Source organism: Bradyrhizobium sp. BR13661 (assembly GCF_029892425.1).
Classification (GTDB): Bacteria; Pseudomonadota; Alphaproteobacteria; order Rhizobiales; family Xanthobacteraceae; genus Bradyrhizobium.
Map to the genome: position 1 here is coordinate 73520 of NZ_JARXWB010000017.1, position 18375 is coordinate 91894.

The 18375-nt window shown below is 64.5% G+C and carries 15 protein-coding genes; 7 read left to right on the forward strand and 8 right to left on the reverse strand.

The features are described from left to right. Positions 1-68: 68 nt before the first annotated feature. Positions 69-1439 carry an MmgE/PrpD family protein gene (locus M2427_RS25800; RefSeq protein ID WP_280709617.1) on the forward strand — a complete coding sequence of 457 codons (1371 nt, stop codon included), beginning with the start codon at positions 69-71 and terminating at the stop codon, positions 1437-1439. 5 nt (positions 1440-1444) lie between these two features. Here M2427_RS25800 and M2427_RS25805 read toward each other — a convergent pair whose 3' ends face one another. The 3 genes from M2427_RS25805 to M2427_RS25815 all read right to left on the reverse strand — a co-directional run bounded on the left by M2427_RS25805 (position 1445) and on the right by M2427_RS25815 (position 4714). Then, positions 1445-2872: a serine hydrolase gene (locus tag M2427_RS25805; RefSeq protein ID WP_280709619.1), complete on the reverse strand. Its 1428-nt coding sequence runs from the start codon at positions 2870-2872 to the stop codon at positions 1445-1447. Between the two features lie 145 nt (positions 2873-3017). Then, positions 3018-4079, reverse strand: a complete 1062-nt coding sequence (locus M2427_RS25810; RefSeq protein WP_280709620.1) for a helix-turn-helix domain-containing protein — start codon at positions 4077-4079, stop codon at positions 3018-3020. A gap of 65 nt (positions 4080-4144) precedes the next feature. Continuing rightward, positions 4145-4714, reverse strand: a complete 570-nt coding sequence (locus M2427_RS25815) for a GNAT family N-acetyltransferase (protein WP_280709621.1) — start codon at positions 4712-4714, stop codon at positions 4145-4147. Positions 4715-4778: 64 nt separating this feature from the next. Between M2427_RS25815 and M2427_RS25820 the strand changes: the two genes are divergently transcribed. From M2427_RS25820 to M2427_RS25830, 3 genes are all read left to right on the forward strand, one after another. After that, positions 4779-5696, forward strand: a complete 918-nt coding sequence (locus tag M2427_RS25820; RefSeq protein ID WP_280709622.1) for a pirin family protein — start codon at positions 4779-4781, stop codon at positions 5694-5696. 77 nt (positions 5697-5773) lie between these two features. Then, positions 5774-6688 carry a phosphoribosylaminoimidazolesuccinocarboxamide synthase gene (locus tag M2427_RS25825; protein ID WP_280709623.1) on the forward strand — a complete coding sequence of 305 codons (915 nt, stop codon included), beginning with the start codon at positions 5774-5776 and terminating at the stop codon, positions 6686-6688. Between the two features lie 319 nt (positions 6689-7007). Next, complete coding sequence (locus M2427_RS25830; RefSeq protein WP_280709624.1) at positions 7008-9224, forward strand: SulP family inorganic anion transporter; 2217 nt, start codon at positions 7008-7010, stop codon at positions 9222-9224. Between the two features lie 75 nt (positions 9225-9299). Here the strand turns inward: M2427_RS25830 and M2427_RS25835 are convergent, their stop codons facing one another. Together M2427_RS25835 and M2427_RS25840 are read right to left on the reverse strand one after the other, a co-directional pair. Further along, positions 9300-10178 (reverse strand): MBL fold metallo-hydrolase, encoded by an 879-nt coding sequence (locus M2427_RS25835; RefSeq protein ID WP_280709625.1) that lies wholly within the window; start codon positions 10176-10178, stop codon positions 9300-9302. Continuing rightward, positions 10175-11077 carry an NAD(P)H-binding protein gene (locus M2427_RS25840; RefSeq protein WP_280709626.1) on the reverse strand — a complete coding sequence of 301 codons (903 nt, stop codon included), beginning with the start codon at positions 11075-11077 and terminating at the stop codon, positions 10175-10177. The genes M2427_RS25835 and M2427_RS25840 overlap by 4 nt, the downstream gene beginning before the upstream one ends. Before the next feature lie 118 nt (positions 11078-11195). Between M2427_RS25840 and M2427_RS25845 the strand changes: the two genes are divergently transcribed. Further along, complete coding sequence (locus M2427_RS25845; protein ID WP_280709627.1) at positions 11196-12008, forward strand: AraC family transcriptional regulator; 813 nt, start codon at positions 11196-11198, stop codon at positions 12006-12008. 10 nt (positions 12009-12018) lie between these two features. On the opposite strand, the gene M2427_RS25850 is transcribed toward M2427_RS25845, so the two are convergent. Together M2427_RS25850 and M2427_RS25855 are read right to left on the reverse strand one after the other, a co-directional pair. Further along, positions 12019-13512: an NAD-dependent succinate-semialdehyde dehydrogenase gene (locus tag M2427_RS25850; protein WP_280709629.1), complete on the reverse strand. Its 1494-nt coding sequence runs from the start codon at positions 13510-13512 to the stop codon at positions 12019-12021. Positions 13513-13675: 163 nt separating this feature from the next. Then, on the reverse strand, positions 13676-13996 hold the full coding sequence (locus tag M2427_RS25855) for a hypothetical protein (protein WP_280709630.1): 321 nt from the start codon (positions 13994-13996) through the stop codon (positions 13676-13678). 337 nt (positions 13997-14333) lie between these two features. Here M2427_RS25855 and M2427_RS25860 point away from each other — a divergent pair, with 337 nt between their 5' ends. Then, positions 14334-15527: a serine hydrolase domain-containing protein gene (locus M2427_RS25860; RefSeq protein WP_280709631.1), complete on the forward strand. Its 1194-nt coding sequence runs from the start codon at positions 14334-14336 to the stop codon at positions 15525-15527. Positions 15528-15666: 139 nt separating this feature from the next. Here M2427_RS25860 and M2427_RS25865 read toward each other — a convergent pair whose 3' ends face one another. After that, positions 15667-16668, reverse strand: coding sequence for an adenosine kinase (locus M2427_RS25865; RefSeq protein WP_280709632.1), 1002 nt, complete (start codon positions 16666-16668; stop codon positions 15667-15669). 124 nt (positions 16669-16792) lie between these two features. Between M2427_RS25865 and murJ the strand changes: the two genes are divergently transcribed. Next, the gene (murJ, locus tag M2427_RS25870) at positions 16793-18325 is read left to right on the forward strand and encodes a murein biosynthesis integral membrane protein MurJ (RefSeq protein ID WP_280709633.1); all 1533 of its coding nucleotides are present in this window, start codon (positions 16793-16795) and stop codon (positions 18323-18325) included. Positions 18326-18375 lie beyond the last annotated feature (50 nt).

An 18375-nucleotide genomic window follows, 5' to 3' on the forward strand; every position in this document is an offset into this window, starting at 1 on the left:
ACGGCCCCGAGGCCGCTTGAAAGGCAAAATCAGCCCGCCTAATTTGCCGGCCAAAACGAGGAAACACGATGGCTCACGAAACCGCAACGCTCGCCGCCTATGTCGCCAAGCTGAAATTCGCCGATATTCCGGCGGAGGTGCTGGATCGCGCCAAGGTGCTGACGCTGGACTTCCTCGGCAGCGCCATCCGGGCGCGGAGCGAGGCGGAATCGACCCCGTCGCTGCTGAAGATGCTGGAAGCGCTGTCGCTCGACACCAAGGGCTGCTCCACCGTGTTCGGCGATGCCAAGACCTGGACGCCGGCGGTCGCAGCCCTCCTCAACGGCGCGCTGGGCCATTCCCTCGATTTCGACGATACGCATGCGGATTCCTCGCTGCATCCGAGCGCGCCGGTGGTTCCGGCCGCCTTTGCCGTCGGCGAAATGGTCGGCGCCTCCGGCCGCGACGTGCTGACCGCGATCGTTGCGGGTTACGAGGTCTGCTGCCGGCTCGGCAACGCGCTCGACCCGACCTCGCATTATGCGCGCGGCTTTCATCCGACCGCGACCGCCGGCACCTATGGCGCGGCCGCAGCGGCAGCAAAGCTGTTCGGCCTCTCCGAGGCGCAGATCGTCGCCGCCTTCGGCGTCGCCGGCAGCCAGGCGGCGGGCTCGCTGCAATTCCTGATGAACGGCGCCTGGAACAAGCGCTACCAGGTTGGCGCGGCCGCGATGAATGGCGTGATCGCCGCGACGCTGGCCCGCAACGATTTCGTCGGTGCGACGGAATCGATCGAGGGCAAGCATGGCCTGCTCACCGGCTACACCGACGACGCACATCCCGACAAGGCGGTGGCCGGGCTCGGCAAGACCTACGAGACCATGAAGATCGGCGTGAAGCCTTACCCGAGCTGCCGCTACACCCATGCCGCGATCGACGCGCTGATCGCGATGCGGCGCGAGCACAATCTGACGCCCGACCAGGTCAAGCGCGTCGAGATCGGCCTGCACCGCAACGGCATCACGCTGACCGGCGATGCCGCCACCAAGCGGCATCCGACCTCGATCGTCGGCGGCCAGTTCTCGATGTTTTTCACCGGTGCGCTCGCGCTCGACCAGGGCTCGTTCGGCTGGGACGATTACGCCAGGCTCGGCGATGCCGCGATCGATGCGCTCGCCGACAAATTCGACGTGGTGCAGGACGACCGGTTAGAGGTCGGCCGCACGCATCCGTTCGGCGCACGCGTCAGCATCACGACTGACGACGGCGTGCATGAGCGGCTCTATGCCGATCCCTCCGGCGAGCCGACCTCGTTCCCGGACGCGCAGGCCATGCAGCAGAAGTTTCTGACGCTGGCGCGACCCGTGCTGAATGCTCGGGCCGACAAGTTCGCCGACGCGATCATGACGCTGGAGCGATTCGATCGCGTGGCCAAGGCGACGGAGCTGGGGCGGCAGTAGGTCGTCTAATTCGCTCCCGCCAGCTTCCCCGTCTCGCGCGTGACAGCCACGACGTCGCGGACGAGATCGAATACGCCGTCGACTTCCGGCGGCCAGTTCAGCGAGCGGCCCATCCGTACGATCACGAGCCGCTCGGACGGAATCACAATCGTGTACTGACCGATCGTGCCCTTGGCGAAGAAGGCATCGCGCGGCCAACCGTGCTCGACGCGAAACTTCGCACCGAAGCTGTTGCCCTGGTTGGTCCAGAAGCCGGCGCCGATGCCGACCCAGGCATTTGGCGTGGCGGTCGCGGAATAGTTCACCCAACCCTCCGGCAGGATCCGCTTGCCGCCGGCGACGCCGTCATTGAGATAGAGCTGGCCAAAGCGCGCCCAGTCGCGCGCCGATGCCAGCATCGAGCCGGAGCCCTCGATCGTGCCTGTTACGTCGAGCTGGAGCGTGACATAGCGCATGCCGAGCGGCGCAAACAACTCACGGCGCGCTAAGGCCAGCGCATCCGCCGGCTTGCCGCCGGCAGCATCCCGCAGCAGATGCGCGAGAATGACGAAGTTGCCGTCGTGATAATTCCACGCCGTGCCCGGCGCGGTCGCAAGCGGCGCGCGCTCGGCAAAGCCAGCCATATCGTCCTCGGCGTATTTCATCGTGTTGACCGGCTCGAGCGCGGAGCCAAGCTTGGCCTCCAGAGAGCTTCCGAGCGCGATGCCGGCGGTATGACGCAGCAACTGGTCGACGGTGATCGCATGGCGCGGATCATCAGGACTTTGCCAGGCGGCAATTGGCGCTGAAACGTCGAGCTTCAACTTGCCCTGGCGCACGAGAATGCCCACCAGCGCCGACATCACCGACTTCGTCATGGAGAAGCCGAACAGCTGCGTCTCTGGCCCGATGCCGTCGGCATAGCGCTCGGCAATGACGCGGCCATTCTTCATGACGACGATCGCGCGGGTACGGCGGTAAGGCGGCTGCGCGGGCTCGGCGAAGGCGCGGTCGAGCGCGGCTGAGAGGCCCTCGCCCTGCGGGGCGACGATGTCAGGGCCGGCGATCTCCGGCAGCAACACCGGCTGCTTGTCATCCCGCGGCAACGCCACATCGGTGAGCCCCTGGCCGTGCTCGAGCGTGCAGCCGAGCCCCTCGCGATAGACCGCGTGGCTGCGGCCGATGCCGAGCAGGGACACCGTGACATCCTTGCGGGCGCGATCGACCTGAAAATTCATCGCCCAGGTCAGCAGACCGGCGCCGGGCATCGCCTCGGTGGTTTCTGCGAGGTCGCGCCTGGGATCGAGGCCGGAGACGAACGTCTCCGCGCAGATGGTGGCGGCGATGAAGCCGGTGGCAACCTTGGGCACGTCCCGCGCCCGGGCCGCGCCGAACGCGAGGCCGGCACAGGCGATGGCGGTGGTGAGAAGGACGATCTTACGGCGACGGGTCACTGGCTTTCTCCGGCTGTGGGGCGTGTGTCGGAGAGCAGGCCGGATGCGAGCGACAGGCGCTCGCCGGATTTGAAAATCGGCGTCGCCGAAACTGACCGGAGCTGGTCGATTTCGGAATTCTTACGTGATTTCAAGGGTCTGGAATCTAGACCGCATCAACCTTGAGCCGCCGATATTCCGTCGGCGTCACGCCGGTCACCGCCTTGAAGGCGCGGTTGAACGGGCCGAGCGACTGGAAGCCGGCGTCCATGGCGATGGTGATGACGGGAACCTCGGCCTGGGCGGGATCGGCGAGCGCGGCCTTGGCTTCCTCGATGCGGTGGTTGTTCAGGAATACATTGAAGTTGCGATAGCCGAGCCGCTGGTTGATCAACCGCCGCAGCCGGTATTCCGGAATTTTCAGCCGGGTGGCCAGCACGCCGATGGTGATGTTTTCCTGACGATAGATCCGCTCGTCGCCCATCAGGCGCATCAGGGCGTCGATGAGCTTCTGATCGGGGACGTCATCGCCCGCAGGCTGACTGAAAACCAGAGGCGGTGCAGGCTCCACTGCTGCCGGAAACAGATCCGCCCCTTCAACGCGCATCATGGCATAGACAATCGCCGCCACGGTGCAGGTGAGCGCGCCGGCATTGACGGTTTCGGCGACATTGCCAACGTGGTAGCCGGCGACTGCGATCTGCAGAATCGCGTTCAACCCGCCATAAAGCGCGATTGCGCAGACGATGAACACGCGAACGCGGCGGCGGCGCTCGACCAGGTCGGCCGGCCACGACGCGATCATTTGCCAGACCGCAAGCGCGATGAAACCGAGCACGATCAGATTGACCAACGTCACCGAGAACCGCACATGGCCGCTGGGCGCAATCCACACGCAGCCCGCGAAGCTGTAGGCCGTCACCAGCGCCCAGATCAATCCGTGCCGCCAGCGGAGGCGAAACTCGTCGTCGAACAGGGCGCGTGTGAACAGCCAGAACACCACGATATCGCCGGTCGACAACGCGATCAGCGGTGCATGCCAGAGCGGGACTCGTGACGTGACATCAAGCGAATAGCTCGCCGCATGCACCGCCGTGCCCAGCGCGAAGGCGACACCAAGCCGCGCTGCGAGCACATTGCGAAAATCCGTCAGCAGCGACACCGCCAGCAGCAGCAGCAGCGTGACGCTGGCCGCGCGAAAGGCGAGATCGAGATTGGTCAACAGCATCAACTTGGTCCAACAGCTGGGTCCGATCGCTTGGGCCGCGAACTTAGGTCAGATCGGATAGCGATTCAATTTCGCCGCCACGAGGCGCGCGACGTGATCCAGGCATCGGCCGCCTTGTCGAACAACTCGATCTCGCGATCCTTCCGCGCACCGAGCCTGCGCGCGACGGCTTGCGACGGCGCATTCGTGCTTTCGATACAATGCAGGATGTCGTCAATCTCAAAGCTGTCGAACACCCAGTCGATCGACGCACGGGCCGCCTCGACCGCATAGCCCTTGCCGCGGAATTCAACGGCAATGCCCCAGCCGACCTCGAAGCCGGGCCAGCCTGGCGGACACCACGGGCCGACGCGACCGACATAGGTGCCGCTCGACTTTTCCTCGACGACGAACATGCCGAAGCCATGGAGCGCCCAGTGCCCGGCCATCACGCCCGCGTTGCGCCAGCCGACAATCTCGGTGGTAACAGGTTTGCCATCAGCGGTGATGAAACGCGCCGTGTCCGGATCGCTCAGCATGGCCGAATTGGGCGCGATGTCGCCTGCGCGCCATGGACGCAGGACAAGACGTTCCGTCTCCAGCCTCGGTCCGGTGACCTCGAGCAGCCTGGCGCCAGGCTTGAGCGGCGGAATCATCACGCTTCTCCCGTTCCCTTTGATGTTCTGCTACGATCATACCAGCAAGAAACAGGAGTCCACCATGAGCTGGCAACCCTCAAACGATCCCGTGCTCGGCGATCCCATGTCCTGCGACGCGCTCGATCTCGTCATCGTGCCGCGTACCCGCGATCTCGGCGACGGTTTCGAGGTGCGGCGCGCATTGCCGCATGGCAAGCGGCAGATGGTCGGGCCCTTCATCTTCTTCGATCATTTCGGCCCGGTGCAGTTCGTCTCCGGCAAGGGCATGGACGTGCGGCCGCATCCGCATATCGGCCTTGCCACCGTCACCTATCTGTTTGACGGATCCATCATGCATCGCGACAGCGAGGGCAATGTGCAGGAAATCGCGCCGGGCGCGATGAACCTGATGACCGCGGGCCGCGGCATCGCCCATTCCGAGCGCACGCCGGATGCGCAGCGCGCTTCAGGGCAGAAGATGCTCGGCCTGCAAAGCTGGATCGCGCTGCCTGAAGGCTCCGAAGAGATCGATCCCTCGTTCCAGCATTATGCCGCCGGTGATCTGCCGATGATCTCCGAGCGCGATTTCACCGCGCGCGTGATCGCGGGCTCCGCCTTCGGCATCGCCTCGCCGGTGAAGATGGTTTCGCCCTGGTTCTACACCGAGGTCACAGCGGTCGCCGGCGCGACCGTGCCGCTCGACCCCGATCACGAGGAACGCGCGATCTATGTCGTCGATGGCGAGGTCGAGATCGCCAACGAGCGCTACGAGGGGCCGCGGCTGCTGATCTTCCGCCCCGGCGACCGCATCACCGTGAAAGTGCTGAAGGCGACGCGCATGATGTTTCTCGGTGGCGATGCACTGGAGGGTCCGCGCCACATCTGGTGGAATTTCGTCTCCTCCAGCAAGGAGCGGATCGAGCAGGCCAAGCAGGACTGGAAAACCGGCCGCTTCGCCGCGGTTCCGCAGGAACATGAGTTCATTCCGCTGCCGGAATAGGCTAATCCGGCTTTCGGCCGCGCCATCAGGTGCGGCCGGATGCCCCTCTTCAAGCCTTCTGTCCGAAAGCTCTGCCTATGACCGCCATGCTCTCCAGCGACCTGCCCCTGACCAAGATCGGCCGCGGCAAGGTGCGCGATATCTACGCCGTCGACGACGACCGCCTGCTGCTCCTCACCACCGATCGCATCAGCGCCTTCGACGTCGTGATGGGCGAGACCATCCCGATGAAGGGCGCGGTGCTGACGCAGATCAGTGCGTACTGGTTCAACAAGCTCGAAGGCATCGTGCCGCATCACATGATCAGCGCCGACACCGACGAGATCATCGCGGCCGTGCCCGCGTTGGAGCCGCATCGCGCCGAGATCCTCGGCCGCGCCACGCTGTCGCGCCGAACCACCGTGTTTCCGATCGAATGCGTGATCCGCGGCTATCTCTCCGGCTCCGCCTGGAAGGAATATGCGGCGAGCGGGACGCTTGCGGGCGAGAAATTGAAGGGGGGCCTCGTTGAGAGCGAGAAGCTCGAGCCGCCGATCTTCAGCCCGGCGACCAAGGCCGAGACCGGCCATGACGAGAACATCACCATCGCGAAGATGCGCGAAGTGGTCGGCGACGACGTCGCCTATACGCTGGAGAGCATGACGCGCGCGATCTACACGCTCGGCGAAGAGCTGGCACGCGAGCGGGGCATCATCATCGCCGACACCAAGTTCGAGTTCGGCCGCGACAGGGACGGCCGCATCATCCTGATCGACGAGGTCATGACGCCGGATTCCTCACGCTTCTGGGCGGTCGATGCCTACAAGCCCGGTCAGCCGCAGGCGAGCTTCGACAAGCAACCCTTGCGCGACTATCTCGACGTCGAGCGCCGCGCCGGCCGCTGGAACGGCGACGCCCCCCCGCCGCCGCTGCCCGCCAGCGTGGTGGATGCGACCAGCAAGCGGTATCTGGAAGCGTATCGGCGCGTGACGGGGAAAGAGCTGAAGATCTAGCCGCGCCGTCCCCACATCCCTACCGTCATCGCCCGGCGCGACCGGGCGATCCAGTATTCCAGAGACGGCAACGGGATACGGAGAGGCTGCGGCGTACTGGATTCCCCGCTTTCGCGGGGAATGACAGCGGTGGGTGGAATGGCTTTGCCACAACGCTGCGAGCACTGCATTTCAGCTTTCTCATCAACCGTGATTGACCGTTCACACACGAATTCCCGGCATTTTTGTCGGATACCTCATATTTGCAAGAATCCTGTTGCGCTAGGCTCGCACTCGTCTACCTCTCGGGACGGGAATTTTCATGAGCGAGTGCGACAGCGTGACAGACCCTGCAATCGGCTTCGATTCGGTCACCAGGGTCAGTCCGTCCGTCAAGCGTGCACTGAACGATATGCTGGGCGGAGGTGCGGCGAGCATCCTCACCGTCACTTTCGGCTTGTCCTACGCGCTGCTGATCTTTGCCGGCCCGCTCTCGCCCTATCTGTCCTACGGCATTGCCGCGACCTTCATCAGCTCTGCAGTGCTTGCGCTCGTGATCGGGCTCGGCAGTTCGCTGCCCTTCATCATCGCCGCCCCAGATAGCTCGACAGCCGCAGTGACGGGAATCCTGGCGGCCTCGGTGGTCGAGCGCGTCCAGGCCGCCAATCCTTCCGCACCATTGCTCTCACCGGTCCTGATCACGCTCGGCCTGTCGACCGTGCTGACCGGGGTCGTGCTGTGCGGGCTGGGCCTGACGCGGATGGGCCGTGCCATCCGCTACGTGCCTTACCCCGTGGTCGGCGGCTTCCTCGGTGCCACCGGACTTCTCATCGCGCTCGGCGCGGTCCGCGTCATCACCAACACTCCGGTGCAACTTACGACGCTGCCGCGCTTCGCCAACGGCACCACGCTGCTCGAGCTCGGCGCCGCCTGCGCCATGGCGCTGGTGCTATATTTGACATGGCACCGCTCGCGAAATCCGTTCGGGCTGCCAATCATCCTGGTCGGCGGCGTGATGACAGCGCATCTGGCGTTCTGGATCGCGGGCGTCTCGCTCGACGAGGCCCATACGATGGGCTGGACGTTTCAGCCGCCGCCGCAAGCGGCATTCATGCTGCCCTGGCACACCGACGATCTCGCCCGCTATCCCTGGTTTGCCGTGCCTGATTTGCTCGGCAACCTCGTCGCCGTCATCTTCGTCACTGCCTCAAGCACGCTGTTCAACACCACCGGCATCGAGGTGGCCGTGCACCGCGAAGCCAACCTCGAGCGCGAGCTGAACGTCACGGGCGCGGCCAATATCCTGACCGGCGTACTCGGCGGCTACTGCGGCTGCAGCTCGGTCAGCCGCTCGATCCTCAACTTCTCCAGCGGCGGCCGCGGACGGATGTCCGGGCTCACCGCCTCGGCACTGTCGCTGCTGATGCTCGCGATTGCGCCGGAGCTGCTCGGCTTCATTCCCAAATTCGTGCTCGGCGGCCTGCTGCTCTATCTCGGCGCCGACCAGCTGCACAAATGGATCATCGAGTCGCGCAAGCGGCTTTCGAAGCTCGAATATCTGTCGCTGGTCGCCATCATCGTCATCATCGTGGCCTGGGGTTTCGTGCCGGGGATCCTGATCGGCGTGATCATCGGCTGCGCGACCTTCGCCTTCAGCGCGGCACGCGTCGAATCCATCAAGTACAGTTTTGACGGCGCCGAATATCGCTCCTCGCTCGACCGCTCGCGCGACGACCAGGAGGTGCTGCTGGCCCATGGAGGCAAGATCCAGGGCCTCAACCTCCAGAGCTACCTGTTCTTCGGCTCCGCCAACCGGCTCTACCAGCACGTCAAGCAATTGCTCCATGAGCGCCCGGAGTGCCGCTATCTACTGTTCGACTTCAAGCTCGTCACAGGCGTCGATTCCTCCGCCGCCTACAGCTTCGCCCAGATCAAGCGCAGCGCCGCCGACCTCGGCGTCGAGCTGATCCTGGTGCATCTGTCGGCGGCCGCCGAGAAGGTGCTGCGCTCCAGCGACTTCATCGGCGAAGGCGTCACCATCATCGGCGAGCTCGATCATGCGCTGGAATGGTGCGAGAACGAACTGATCGCGCAACACCAGGGGCTGACGCGGGAAGAAGCGAGCCTGCACGACTGGTTCGCCGGCATTCTCGGCAGCGAGGACGATGCCGACGAGCTGATCCGCCGCTGCCAGCGCATCGAGGTCGAAGCCGGAGAGATCATCGTGCAGGCCGGCGATCCCGCCGACTCCATGCACTTCATCCTCGACGGCCGCGTCGGCATCATGGTCCCTGCCGATGACGACCGCACCACGCGCGTGCGCAGCCTCGGGCGATACACCACCATCGGCGAGATGGGCCTCGTCTCTCAGACCCCGCGCAGCGCCACCATCCAGGCCGAGGTCGACAGCGTGCTCTACGTGCTCAACACGCACCAGTTCGCCGCGATCAGGGAAGAAGACCCCGCGCTCAGCCACAAGCTGCTGACCTATTTCGTGTCAGTCATGGCCGAGCGGCTGACGTTTGCGAATCGGACGATTGCAGTGCTGCGGCGGTGACTGTCGCCATCACGGAACCAGCCCGCGACGCCCCCGGTGTCGTCCTGGCTTCCGCCAGGACGACAATGGAGAGCGTCAGATGAGCTCCGCAGACCAGGGCTCATGACGGATCTCGAACGCTTGTCCTGTCTTCGACAATCGTCCAAATCCCGGGAAATTCAGGTGCATTCCGGCGACCAGCTCTCCGGTCGCAGACACGCGCTCGAGCACCTTCTTTCGGGTTGCTGCGGCCGCTGTCTGATCGGCGTCGAACGCAATCGTCACTTCGGGTCGCGGCACCTGGATATCCGGGTAGTGGACGATGTCACCCCAGATCAGCAAAGACGCATCGCCACCGTCGATCCGATAGCCGCTATGTCCCGGGGTGTGGCCGGGGAAATGTTCGATCGAGATTCCGGGCGCGACTTGCCCTTCGCTGACCGTTCGGCGTCGCGCCCCGTACGCTTCGAAGACGACGCGGGCGGCCTGAAAGAACGGCTTCATCGCATCCGGCGCCTGATTGAGGATCGCATCATCCGTCCAGAAAACGAATTCGGCATCGTGCATCACGAGCTCGGCGTTCGGAAACAAAGGCGCAGACGGCAGGGCTCCGACGAGACCACCGATGTGATCCGGATGGGCATGGGTCAGGAGGACCTGGTCGATCATGAGCGGGTTGACGTTGGCCGCGGCAAGCGAGGCGTGCAGTCGCCCTCCCCAGCCATTGATGCCGCCGCCACCGCCATCGACCAGTATGGTCCGGCCTTTTCCCTCGATCAGATAAGTGCTGACGGTCATCGCGGATGACGAGGGGCGTCCAGCCGCCACCGTCATGCGCATCGCCTCGTCAGGTCCTATTCCGGCCAGGAGATCGAACGGCACTGCGATGAAACCATCGACGATGGCGGTGACGATATAGTCGCCGATCTTCCGTCGGTTCAGGCCGGCAGCCTGCCAGGAGTTCGAATTGGTCATTCCATCATCCGCAACTGTCCCGCGAGCGTATCGCGGACCATCGTGTCCAGGCTGCTCGCGGTCACTCCCAGCAATTTCTCCGTGTCGTCGGCGTCGAGCAGCAGCGGCTTTTCGAACAGATAGGACATCTCGATTGCTTCGTCGAAACCCATGCCTTCGAGATCGGCCGAGGTGAGGCGAAGCAGACTGGGAATGTCGATGTTCAGCGCGCCCGCGAATCTTCTCACCAGCTCACGAACGGACGCGGACTGCGACGGAACGTGAAAGGGACGGCCCCATTCTCCGGTGTAGCGCGACGCAGCGACCAGTGTCCTCGCAGTGTCCTTGGTGAAACTCCATGCATGAACCGCATCGAGATCGCCGAGGAAAGAGACCGGCTCGCTCTTGAGCAACGACGGCAGCGCCAGCAGCGAAAAATACGTGACCGCACCCCTGCCCAGGTAGTCGCTTGCGCGGACCTCGATGGCAGGAGCCCCTGACCGCAAGGCGCGCTGCCACATGATGTGCCGGGTCGTGCCCTTTCGGCTGGTTGGGTCCGATTCCAGACCCGGAGTGAGAGGGCTCACAGCCTTCGCGCCATAGCCATAGACATTCCCGGCCACGAGCAGCTTCGCGCCAACCTGCTCGGCCGCCTTGACCGTTCCATCCATGATGGGAAAGAAATCGGTCGGCCATCGATGATAGGCCGCCATGGCGCACATGAAGATCGCGTCCGCGCCCTTGGCGAGGGCTGCCAGCTGTGCGGCGTCGGTCGCATCCGACGAAACCGTGCGCACATCTCCGGCATCGATCGACCCTGCATTCCTGCTGGTGAGGATGACGCCGTGTCCTTCCTCTGCCAAAAGGCGAGCCGTCTCACGTCCGACCGGACCGGCTCCAACGACAACGTAATGGCTCACTCTGCAACCTCATCGTCAAGAAAACGACAGATGAGCTCTTTGCCGCCCGGGCCGTTGAAAATCGCGCACGATGCGCCAAATATCGAACACGTTCCGCCAAGACCTTGGAGCCCGCACCATGCGAGCGAGATCGAGTTCGGTGTCGTCATCCGCCCGCGGCATCGCCGCAGCGACGCGAACGGAGTCTGATCCTGATGCCCTCGAACCGATCGGCGAGCACCGGATCATCATCCATCTCACGCCCACCACGCGCTCCCGTTGTCTTGCGACCGGAGAAGAGTATCTGCGTCGCGCCGGCGATATCGATCTGATCCCCTCGGGAACGAGTGCAGGCTTCGTTGCAGAGACGCCATACCGGTCGCTTCAGATCCGCCTTGCGCCCGGCATGCTCGATCATGCAGCATCAAGAGCAGGACGATTGACGTCAGTCCGGCTTGGCACGCATCACATGCTGCGAAATGACCGCATCATCCTGCTCGGACAGGCGCTTGAAAGCGACATGAAGGCAGGCTCGCCAGGCGGGCCCCTGTTCGCGGAGAATGTCGGAATGGCCCTGGCGGTCGAGCTGCTTGGGCTCGCAGATGATGCACCGCGCCAAACCACGCGTCTCTCCGACGCGCAACTCCAGAGGATCGCAACCTATGTCGACGAGAATCTGGATCAGCCGCTCACCGTCGACATTCTCTGCCGCGAGGCCGGCGTCAGCAGTTCGCACTTAAGGACTTGGTTCAAAGCGGCCATGGGAGTCACCGTGCACCGCTACGTCCTGCAGCGACGGCTGGAGCACGCCCGCCAGCTGCTCCTCCAGGGCGACCGCAAGCTCAGCGACATCGCCCTGGAAGCAGGCTTTTCCCACCAGTCACACCTCGCAAAGTGGATGCGCCGCGAACTCGGGCGCAGCCCCAGCGAGCTGCGTCGAAGCAGGAATTGATGGGCGGGGACTACACCCCCGCCATCATCACGTATTTGATCTCGACATATTCTTCCATGCCATGACGTGAGCCTTCGCGCCCCAAGCCGCTTTCCTTGACGCCGCCGAAGGGCGCGACTTCGGTGGTGATCAGGCCGGTGTTGACGCCGACCATGCCGGACTCGAGTGCTTCAGCGACGCGCCAGACGCGGCCGAGATCGCGGGAATAGAAGTAGGAGGCGAGGCCGAACGGCGAGGCGTTGCACATCGCGATGACGTCGGCTTCGTCCTTGAAGCGGATCACCGGCGCGAGCGGGCCGAAGGTCTCTTCCTGCGCCACCAGCGAGTCCGGCTTGACGTCGGCGAGCACGGTCGGCTCGAAGAAGGAGCGCCCGAGCTCGCTGCGCTTTCCGCCGGTGACGACCTTGGCGCCGCGCTTGACGGCATCGGCGATGTGACGCTCGACCTTGTCGATCGCCTTCATGTTGATCAGCGGGCCCTGGGTCACGCCGGCTTCCGTGCCGTCGCCGATCTTCATCGCGGCGACTTTCGCCGAGAGCTTCTTGACGAACTCGTCGTAGATCTTGTCCTGGGCGTAGAGGCGGTTGGCGCAGACGCAGGTCTGGCCCATGTTGCGGTATTTCGAGACGATCGCGCCTTCAACCGCGGCATCGATGTCGGCGTCGTCGAACACCACGAACGGCGCGTTGCCGCCGAGCTCGAGGCCCAGCCGCTTCACACCGACAGAGGCCTGCTGATAGAGGATCTTGCCGACCGGAGTCGAGCCGGTGAAGCCGACGAAGCGCACGGCCGGATGCTCGCACAACACCTTGCCGATCGGCGGTGCGTCACCGGTGACGATGTTGAGCACGCCCTTGGGGATGCCGGCTTTCTCGGCGAGCGCGGCGAGCGCCAGCGCCGACAGCGGCGTCTCGTTGGCGGGCTTCAACACCACGGTGCAGCCCGCGGCCAGCGCCGGCGAGACTTTTCGCGTGATCATGGAATTCGGGAAGTTCCACGGCGTGATGGCGCCGCAGACGCCGATCGGCTGCTTGATCGCGAGCAGCCGCGCATCGGGCCGCTGTGACGGGATGGTCTCGCCATAGACGCGGCGGGCTTCCTCCGCGAAAAACTCGATATAGGCGGCGCCGATGTCGACCTCGCCGAGCGCTTCCGAGAGCGGCTTGCCCTGCTCGGAGGTCAGGATCAGCGCGAGGTCCTCGCGATTGGCGATAATCAGCTCGAACCATTTGCGCAAAATGTTGGAGCGCTGCTTGGCGGTGTGCTTGGCCCAGGCCGGGAACGCGCGCTGCGCCGCTTCGACCGCCTTGGTGGTCTCGTCCGCGCCGAGCTGCGGCACCTTTGCGAGCTCGACACCGGTCGCGGGATTGTTCACCGCGAAGACCGGCGTACCGACCCAGGCGCCATCGATGTAGCAGGCCTCCTTCAGCAGCGAGGGGTCCTTCAAGCGATCACGCAGGGTGGCGGTGGCGTGCGGGGCGCGTGCGGCGGCGGTCGGCGTCATGGCGTTACTCCCTCAGGGGCGATCGGGTCGGCCCGGAATATAGGGACATCAGGTACGCAATGCACCGTCCCGCAACGCACATCTGCTGGGAGCTATCGTGGCAGCGCAGTCTCTTCACCTCTCCCCGACGGGGAGAGGTGGGGGACCGCCACTGCTGAGATGATCAGGCCGCGCCGCTCAGATAGGTCTCGCGCCGGCCGATCATGCGCTCGGCGGCCGCCTTGGCGTCGGCCTTGGAGGAGGTCGCGCAGGTCCGGTATTCGAGATCGGGCGCGTCGGAAGTGTCGCGGCGGCCGAACCAGGATTTCGAGCCGACCGGCAGCAGTGCCAGCGACTGCGCCAGATTGTCGACCGCGCCGAACGAATAGAGCGCGCCTGATCCGGCGATCCGCACCTCATAAATGCCGGGCGAGATCGGTGCTTCCAGATTGTCGCCCCGTCCGGGACGGGGATAGCGCTTCCATTCGCTCCAGGTCGAAATCATCTTAGGTCCCCTCGCGGCCGATGGAGGCCGCCAAATTTGTATCAAGTCCTAACGTCAGCTGCTGATCGGGCCGCAAGCTGAACGCCGCAACGCACAAAATGTTTCAAGTGCTTCAAACACCCAAACATACCGCCTGAGCCCATCCAAGGTCACGGCGAGTTGCGGCCATCCACCGCAGATTGTGAAGAAGTGTTGCAGATCAGTCGTCCCGCGCGAAGCGCAGACCGTCAAGTCACGACATCGCGACCGAAGGATGCATGTCGTCACGCTTGCCGCGCAGCGGATGCGGGAGGACAATCGATGACTTCCAACAATAATCAAACCGGAGGAAACGCGGATGCAAAGCAAAGCCCAGATCGACGAGATTCTGCGCAAGGCAAGCGACGCCAAGGACATTCCCGGCGTTGTTGCGATCGCCGCCAGCGGCGACGACGTTCTGTATCAGAGCGCGTTCGGCAAGCGCGACCTGTCCAAGCCCGATGCGATGACGGCAGATAGCGTGTTCTGGATCGCCTCGATGACGAAGGCGGTGACATCGGCCGGCGCCATGCAGCTGGTCGAACAGGGCAAGCTGTCGCTCGACGCGCCGATCGGATCGCTGCTCCCCGATCTCGCCAAGCCGCAGGTGCTGGAAGGCTTTGACGCCAAGGGCGAACCAAAACTGCGACCGGCGAAGGGCGCGATCACGCTGCGCCACCTCATGACCCACACCGCCGGTTTCTGCTACGATATGTGGAACGGCGAGTTCGGGCGCTACATGGAGAAGACCGGCACGCCGGGGATCATCACCTGCCAGAACGCCGCGCTGAAGACGCCCATCATGACCGATCCCGGCACGCGCTGGGAATACGGCACCAATATCGATTTCGTCGGCAAGGCGGTGGAAGCCGTCAGCGGCAAGCGGCTCGATGCATATTTGCGCGACAATCTGTTTGCGCCGCTTGGGATGTCCGACACCGGCTTCGAGATCACCGACGACATGCGTAAACGCCTGGTCGGCGTGCATGCGCGCGGCGAGGATGGCCAGCTCGCCGCGATGCCGTTCGAGCTCGAGCAGAATCCGGAATTCCACATGGGTGGCGGCGGCCTGTATTCGACCGCGGCCGACTACATCAAGTTCACCCAGATGATCCTGAACAAGGGCCGCGGCAACGGCAACCAGGTGCTGAAATCAGAGACGGTCGCCATGATGGGGCAGAACCAGATGGGCGATCTCAACATGACGAAGATGACGACGGCGGCGCCAGTCTACACCAACGACGTCGATCTCTATCCGGACCAGGCGAAGAAATGGGGCCTCAGCTTCATGATCAATACGGCCAAGACCGCTGAGGGACGCAGCGCCGGCAGCCTTGCCTGGGCGGGCCTTGCCAACACCTATTACTGGATTGATCCGGCACGCGACGTCACCGGCGTGATCCTGATGCAGCTGTTGCCGTTCGCGGATGCAAAATGTCTGCAGGCATTCGCGGGATTCGAGCGTGGAGTGTATACCGGGCTCGATGCGGGCAGCGGGCAGAAGGCGGCGTAAGGAAACGCACGTTCTCGCCACACAAAGACTTGTCATCCCCCGCGAAAGCGGGGGATCCAGTACGCCGCGGCTTCTCGATAGACTACTGACGCCTCGGCGTACTGGATCGCCCGGTCAAGGCCGGGCGATGACAGCGGAGTTAAACCGTCAGCCCGCGCTGCTGGGCCAGCTCCTTCAGCGACACTTGGGGGCGCGCGCCGATGTGCTGGATTACTTCGGCAGCCGCGAGTGCACCAAGCTCGCCGCACTGCTTGTGCGAGAGATCGCGCGAGAGGCCATACAGGAAGCCGGCAGCGAAGAGATCGCCGGCGCCGGTGGTGTCGACCAGCTGCGAGATCGGCGAGGCCGGTGCTGCAACGGCATCGGTCGGCGTCACCACCACACAACCGTTCTCGCTGCGCGTGACCACGCCGAGCTTCACGTCGCTGCGCAGCTGCTTGAGCGCGGTGTCGAAGTCGGAGGTTTCGTAGAGCGAGTGCAGCTCGGACTCGTTCGCGAACACGATGTCGGCGGTGCCGTTACGCATCAGCCCGAGAAACTCGTCGCGATAGCGGCTGACGCAGAACGAATCCGACAGCGTCAGCGCCACCTTGCGCCCCGCTTCGTGCGCGATCTTGGAGGCCTTGAGGAAGGCTTCCTTGGCACCCGGCGGATCCCAGAGATAGCCTTCGAGATAGACGATCTTGGCGGACGCGATTTCGGCCGGATCGATATCGGCCGGCGACAAATCCTGCGCCGCGCCCAGATAGGTGTTCATGGTGCGCTCGCCGTCGCCCGTCACCAGAATGTAGGAGCAGCCGGTGGCGGGGCCGTCCTTCGCGGGCAGCGTGTTGAAGGCGACGCCGGCGGCGCGGATGTCGTGGACATAGAGCTTGCCGATCTGATCGTCCTTGACCTTGCCGACATAGGCGGCGCGCGCGCCGAGGCTGCCGATGCCAACGATGGTGTTGGCCGCCGAGCCGCCGGAGACTTCCGTCGCCGGGCCCATGTCGGCATAGATCGCAGCAGCCCGCGCCTCGTCGATCAGGGACATGCTGCCCTTGGTCATGCCGTGCTTGACCAGAAAAGCCTCATCGGTCCTGACCAGCACATCGAACAGCGCATTGCCGATGCCGAGAACGTCATATTTCACGTCAGCCATTCACTTTGATCCCGTTGCCCGATTGCGATCCTTGCGGAAATCCGCTTCCTGTCCGTCTGAAATCTGGCTCGCGGCCTATCACGACCGGTACCGCCCGGGCAAGCAACGGTATTATGTAAGCCTGATGATCCGCTCCTTCCTGACCGTCTCGACGGGAACACTGGCCTCGCGGCTGCTGGGCTTTGCCCGCGATTCGCTGATCGCCGCGCTGCTCGGCACCGGCGCGGTGGCGGACGCGTTTCTGGCCGCCTTCCAGCTCGTCAACGTGACGCGGCGGCTGCTCAGCGAAGGGGCACTGAACGCCGCCCTGATCCCGGCCTGGCTGCGCGTCCGCGACCGTGACGGCGAAGAGGCCGCCTCCGCCTTTGCGGGACGCGTGCTCGGCACGGTCAGCGCGGGCCTGATCGTGATCTCGATTGGCATTGCTGTCGCCATGCCGCTGATCGTGATGATCATCGCGCCGGGCTTCGTCGGCAGCGCCACGCTCGATCTCGCCGTCGAGCATGCGCGGCTGATGCTGCCTTATCTGGCCTTCGCCGGCCCGGTCACTGTGCTGATGGGATTGCTGAACGCGCAAGGGAAATTTGCGCTCACGGCATTCACGCCGCTGCTGTTCAACATCGCCCTGATCGCGGCAATCGCCGTACTGCTCGTCGGGCATGCCGATGCGCCGCTCGCCGCGTGGATGCTGGCCGCGACTGTCGGGATCGCCGGCCTGCTGCAACTCGTGATGCTGGGCTCGCAGCGAAGCGCACGCCTGGCAACACCGCTGCGCATGAGCTTCGACCAGGAGATGCGCGGCTTCTTCGCCAAGGCCATTCCCGGCATGATCGCAAGCTCGGGCCCGCAATGGCTGATGATCGCGGGCGCGATCATTGCCTCGGCGACGCCGTCCGCCGTGTCCTGGCTCTATTTCGCCAACCGCCTGGTCGAGCTGCCGCTCGGCATTGTCGGCGTCGCCATGGGTACGGTGCTGGTGCCGGAATTGACCCGCGCGGTGGGGAGCGGCGATCGCGAGGCCGTCGCGCATGCGGAATCGCGCGCGCTGGAACTGGCGGCCGGACTTGCGCTACCCGCGACGCTTGGTCTCGCTGCGCTGGCCGAGCCGATCGTAAGATTGTTGTTCGAGCACGGCGCCTTCGGTGCTGAAGACAGCATGGCCACCGCGCATGCATTGATGTGGCTGGCGCTGGGCCTGCCGGCGCATGTGCTGATCAAGGCGCTGTCGCCGGCCTTCTATGCTCGCAGCGACACGATGACGCCGCTGCTTGCAACGGCAAAGGGTTTTGTGCTCGCCGTGGTGCTTGCGGTCGTGCTTGGACATGTCTTCGGCGCGAGCGGGGTCGCCGCGAGCATCGCCACTGGTGCCTGGAGCAGCGCGGCCTCGCTGCTCCGGAAAGGCACCAGCGAGTTCGGCTTCTCGGTCGATGCCGCCGCTCGCAAACGGCTGCCGCGGATCGTCCTCGCCGCCGCCGCCATGGGCGCCCTGCTTTGGCTGACGACGGGGCTGATGCCCTCGGAGGCCCATGGCCTCATCCGCTTCATCGTGCTGGGCCTGCAGATCGCAGCGGGCATGGCCGTTTATGGTCTGCTCCTGCAAATCCTCGGCGCAGCCTCCTGGCGCGAGGCTGCTGCCGCCCTGAAGCGGCCCGCCTGACCGCGAGGCCCTCGAATTGCCCTTGACGGGGCAGCGCCGCTGTTGGAAAC

Bases quoted from the DNA above. Each gene is read 5' to 3' on its own strand.
- M2427_RS25860 (WP_280709631.1), top strand. From the start codon at position 14,334: ATGCAAAGCAAAGCCCAGATCGACGAGATTCTGCGCAAGGCAAGCGAC.
- M2427_RS25850 (WP_280709629.1), bottom strand. From the start codon at position 13,512: ATGACGCCGACCGCCGCCGCACGCGCCCCGCACGCCACCGCCACCCTG.
- M2427_RS25835 (WP_280709625.1), bottom strand. From the start codon at position 10,178: ATGACCAATTCGAACTCCTGGCAGGCTGCCGGCCTGAACCGACGGAAG.
- M2427_RS25865 (WP_280709632.1), bottom strand. From the start codon at position 16,668: ATGGCTGACGTGAAATATGACGTTCTCGGCATCGGCAATGCGCTGTTC.
- M2427_RS25810 (WP_280709620.1), bottom strand. From the start codon at position 4,079: ATGCTGTTGACCAATCTCGATCTCGCCTTTCGCGCGGCCAGCGTCACG.
- M2427_RS25815 (WP_280709621.1), bottom strand. From the start codon at position 4,714: ATGATTCCGCCGCTCAAGCCTGGCGCCAGGCTGCTCGAGGTCACCGGA.
- murJ (WP_280709633.1), top strand. From the start codon at position 16,793: ATGATCCGCTCCTTCCTGACCGTCTCGACGGGAACACTGGCCTCGCGG.
- M2427_RS25855 (WP_280709630.1), bottom strand. From the start codon at position 13,996: ATGATTTCGACCTGGAGCGAATGGAAGCGCTATCCCCGTCCCGGACGG.
- M2427_RS25820 (WP_280709622.1), top strand. From the start codon at position 4,779: ATGAGCTGGCAACCCTCAAACGATCCCGTGCTCGGCGATCCCATGTCC.
- M2427_RS25825 (WP_280709623.1), top strand. From the start codon at position 5,774: ATGACCGCCATGCTCTCCAGCGACCTGCCCCTGACCAAGATCGGCCGC.
- M2427_RS25845 (WP_280709627.1), top strand. From the start codon at position 11,196: ATGCGAGCGAGATCGAGTTCGGTGTCGTCATCCGCCCGCGGCATCGCC.
- M2427_RS25800 (WP_280709617.1), top strand. From the start codon at position 69: ATGGCTCACGAAACCGCAACGCTCGCCGCCTATGTCGCCAAGCTGAAA.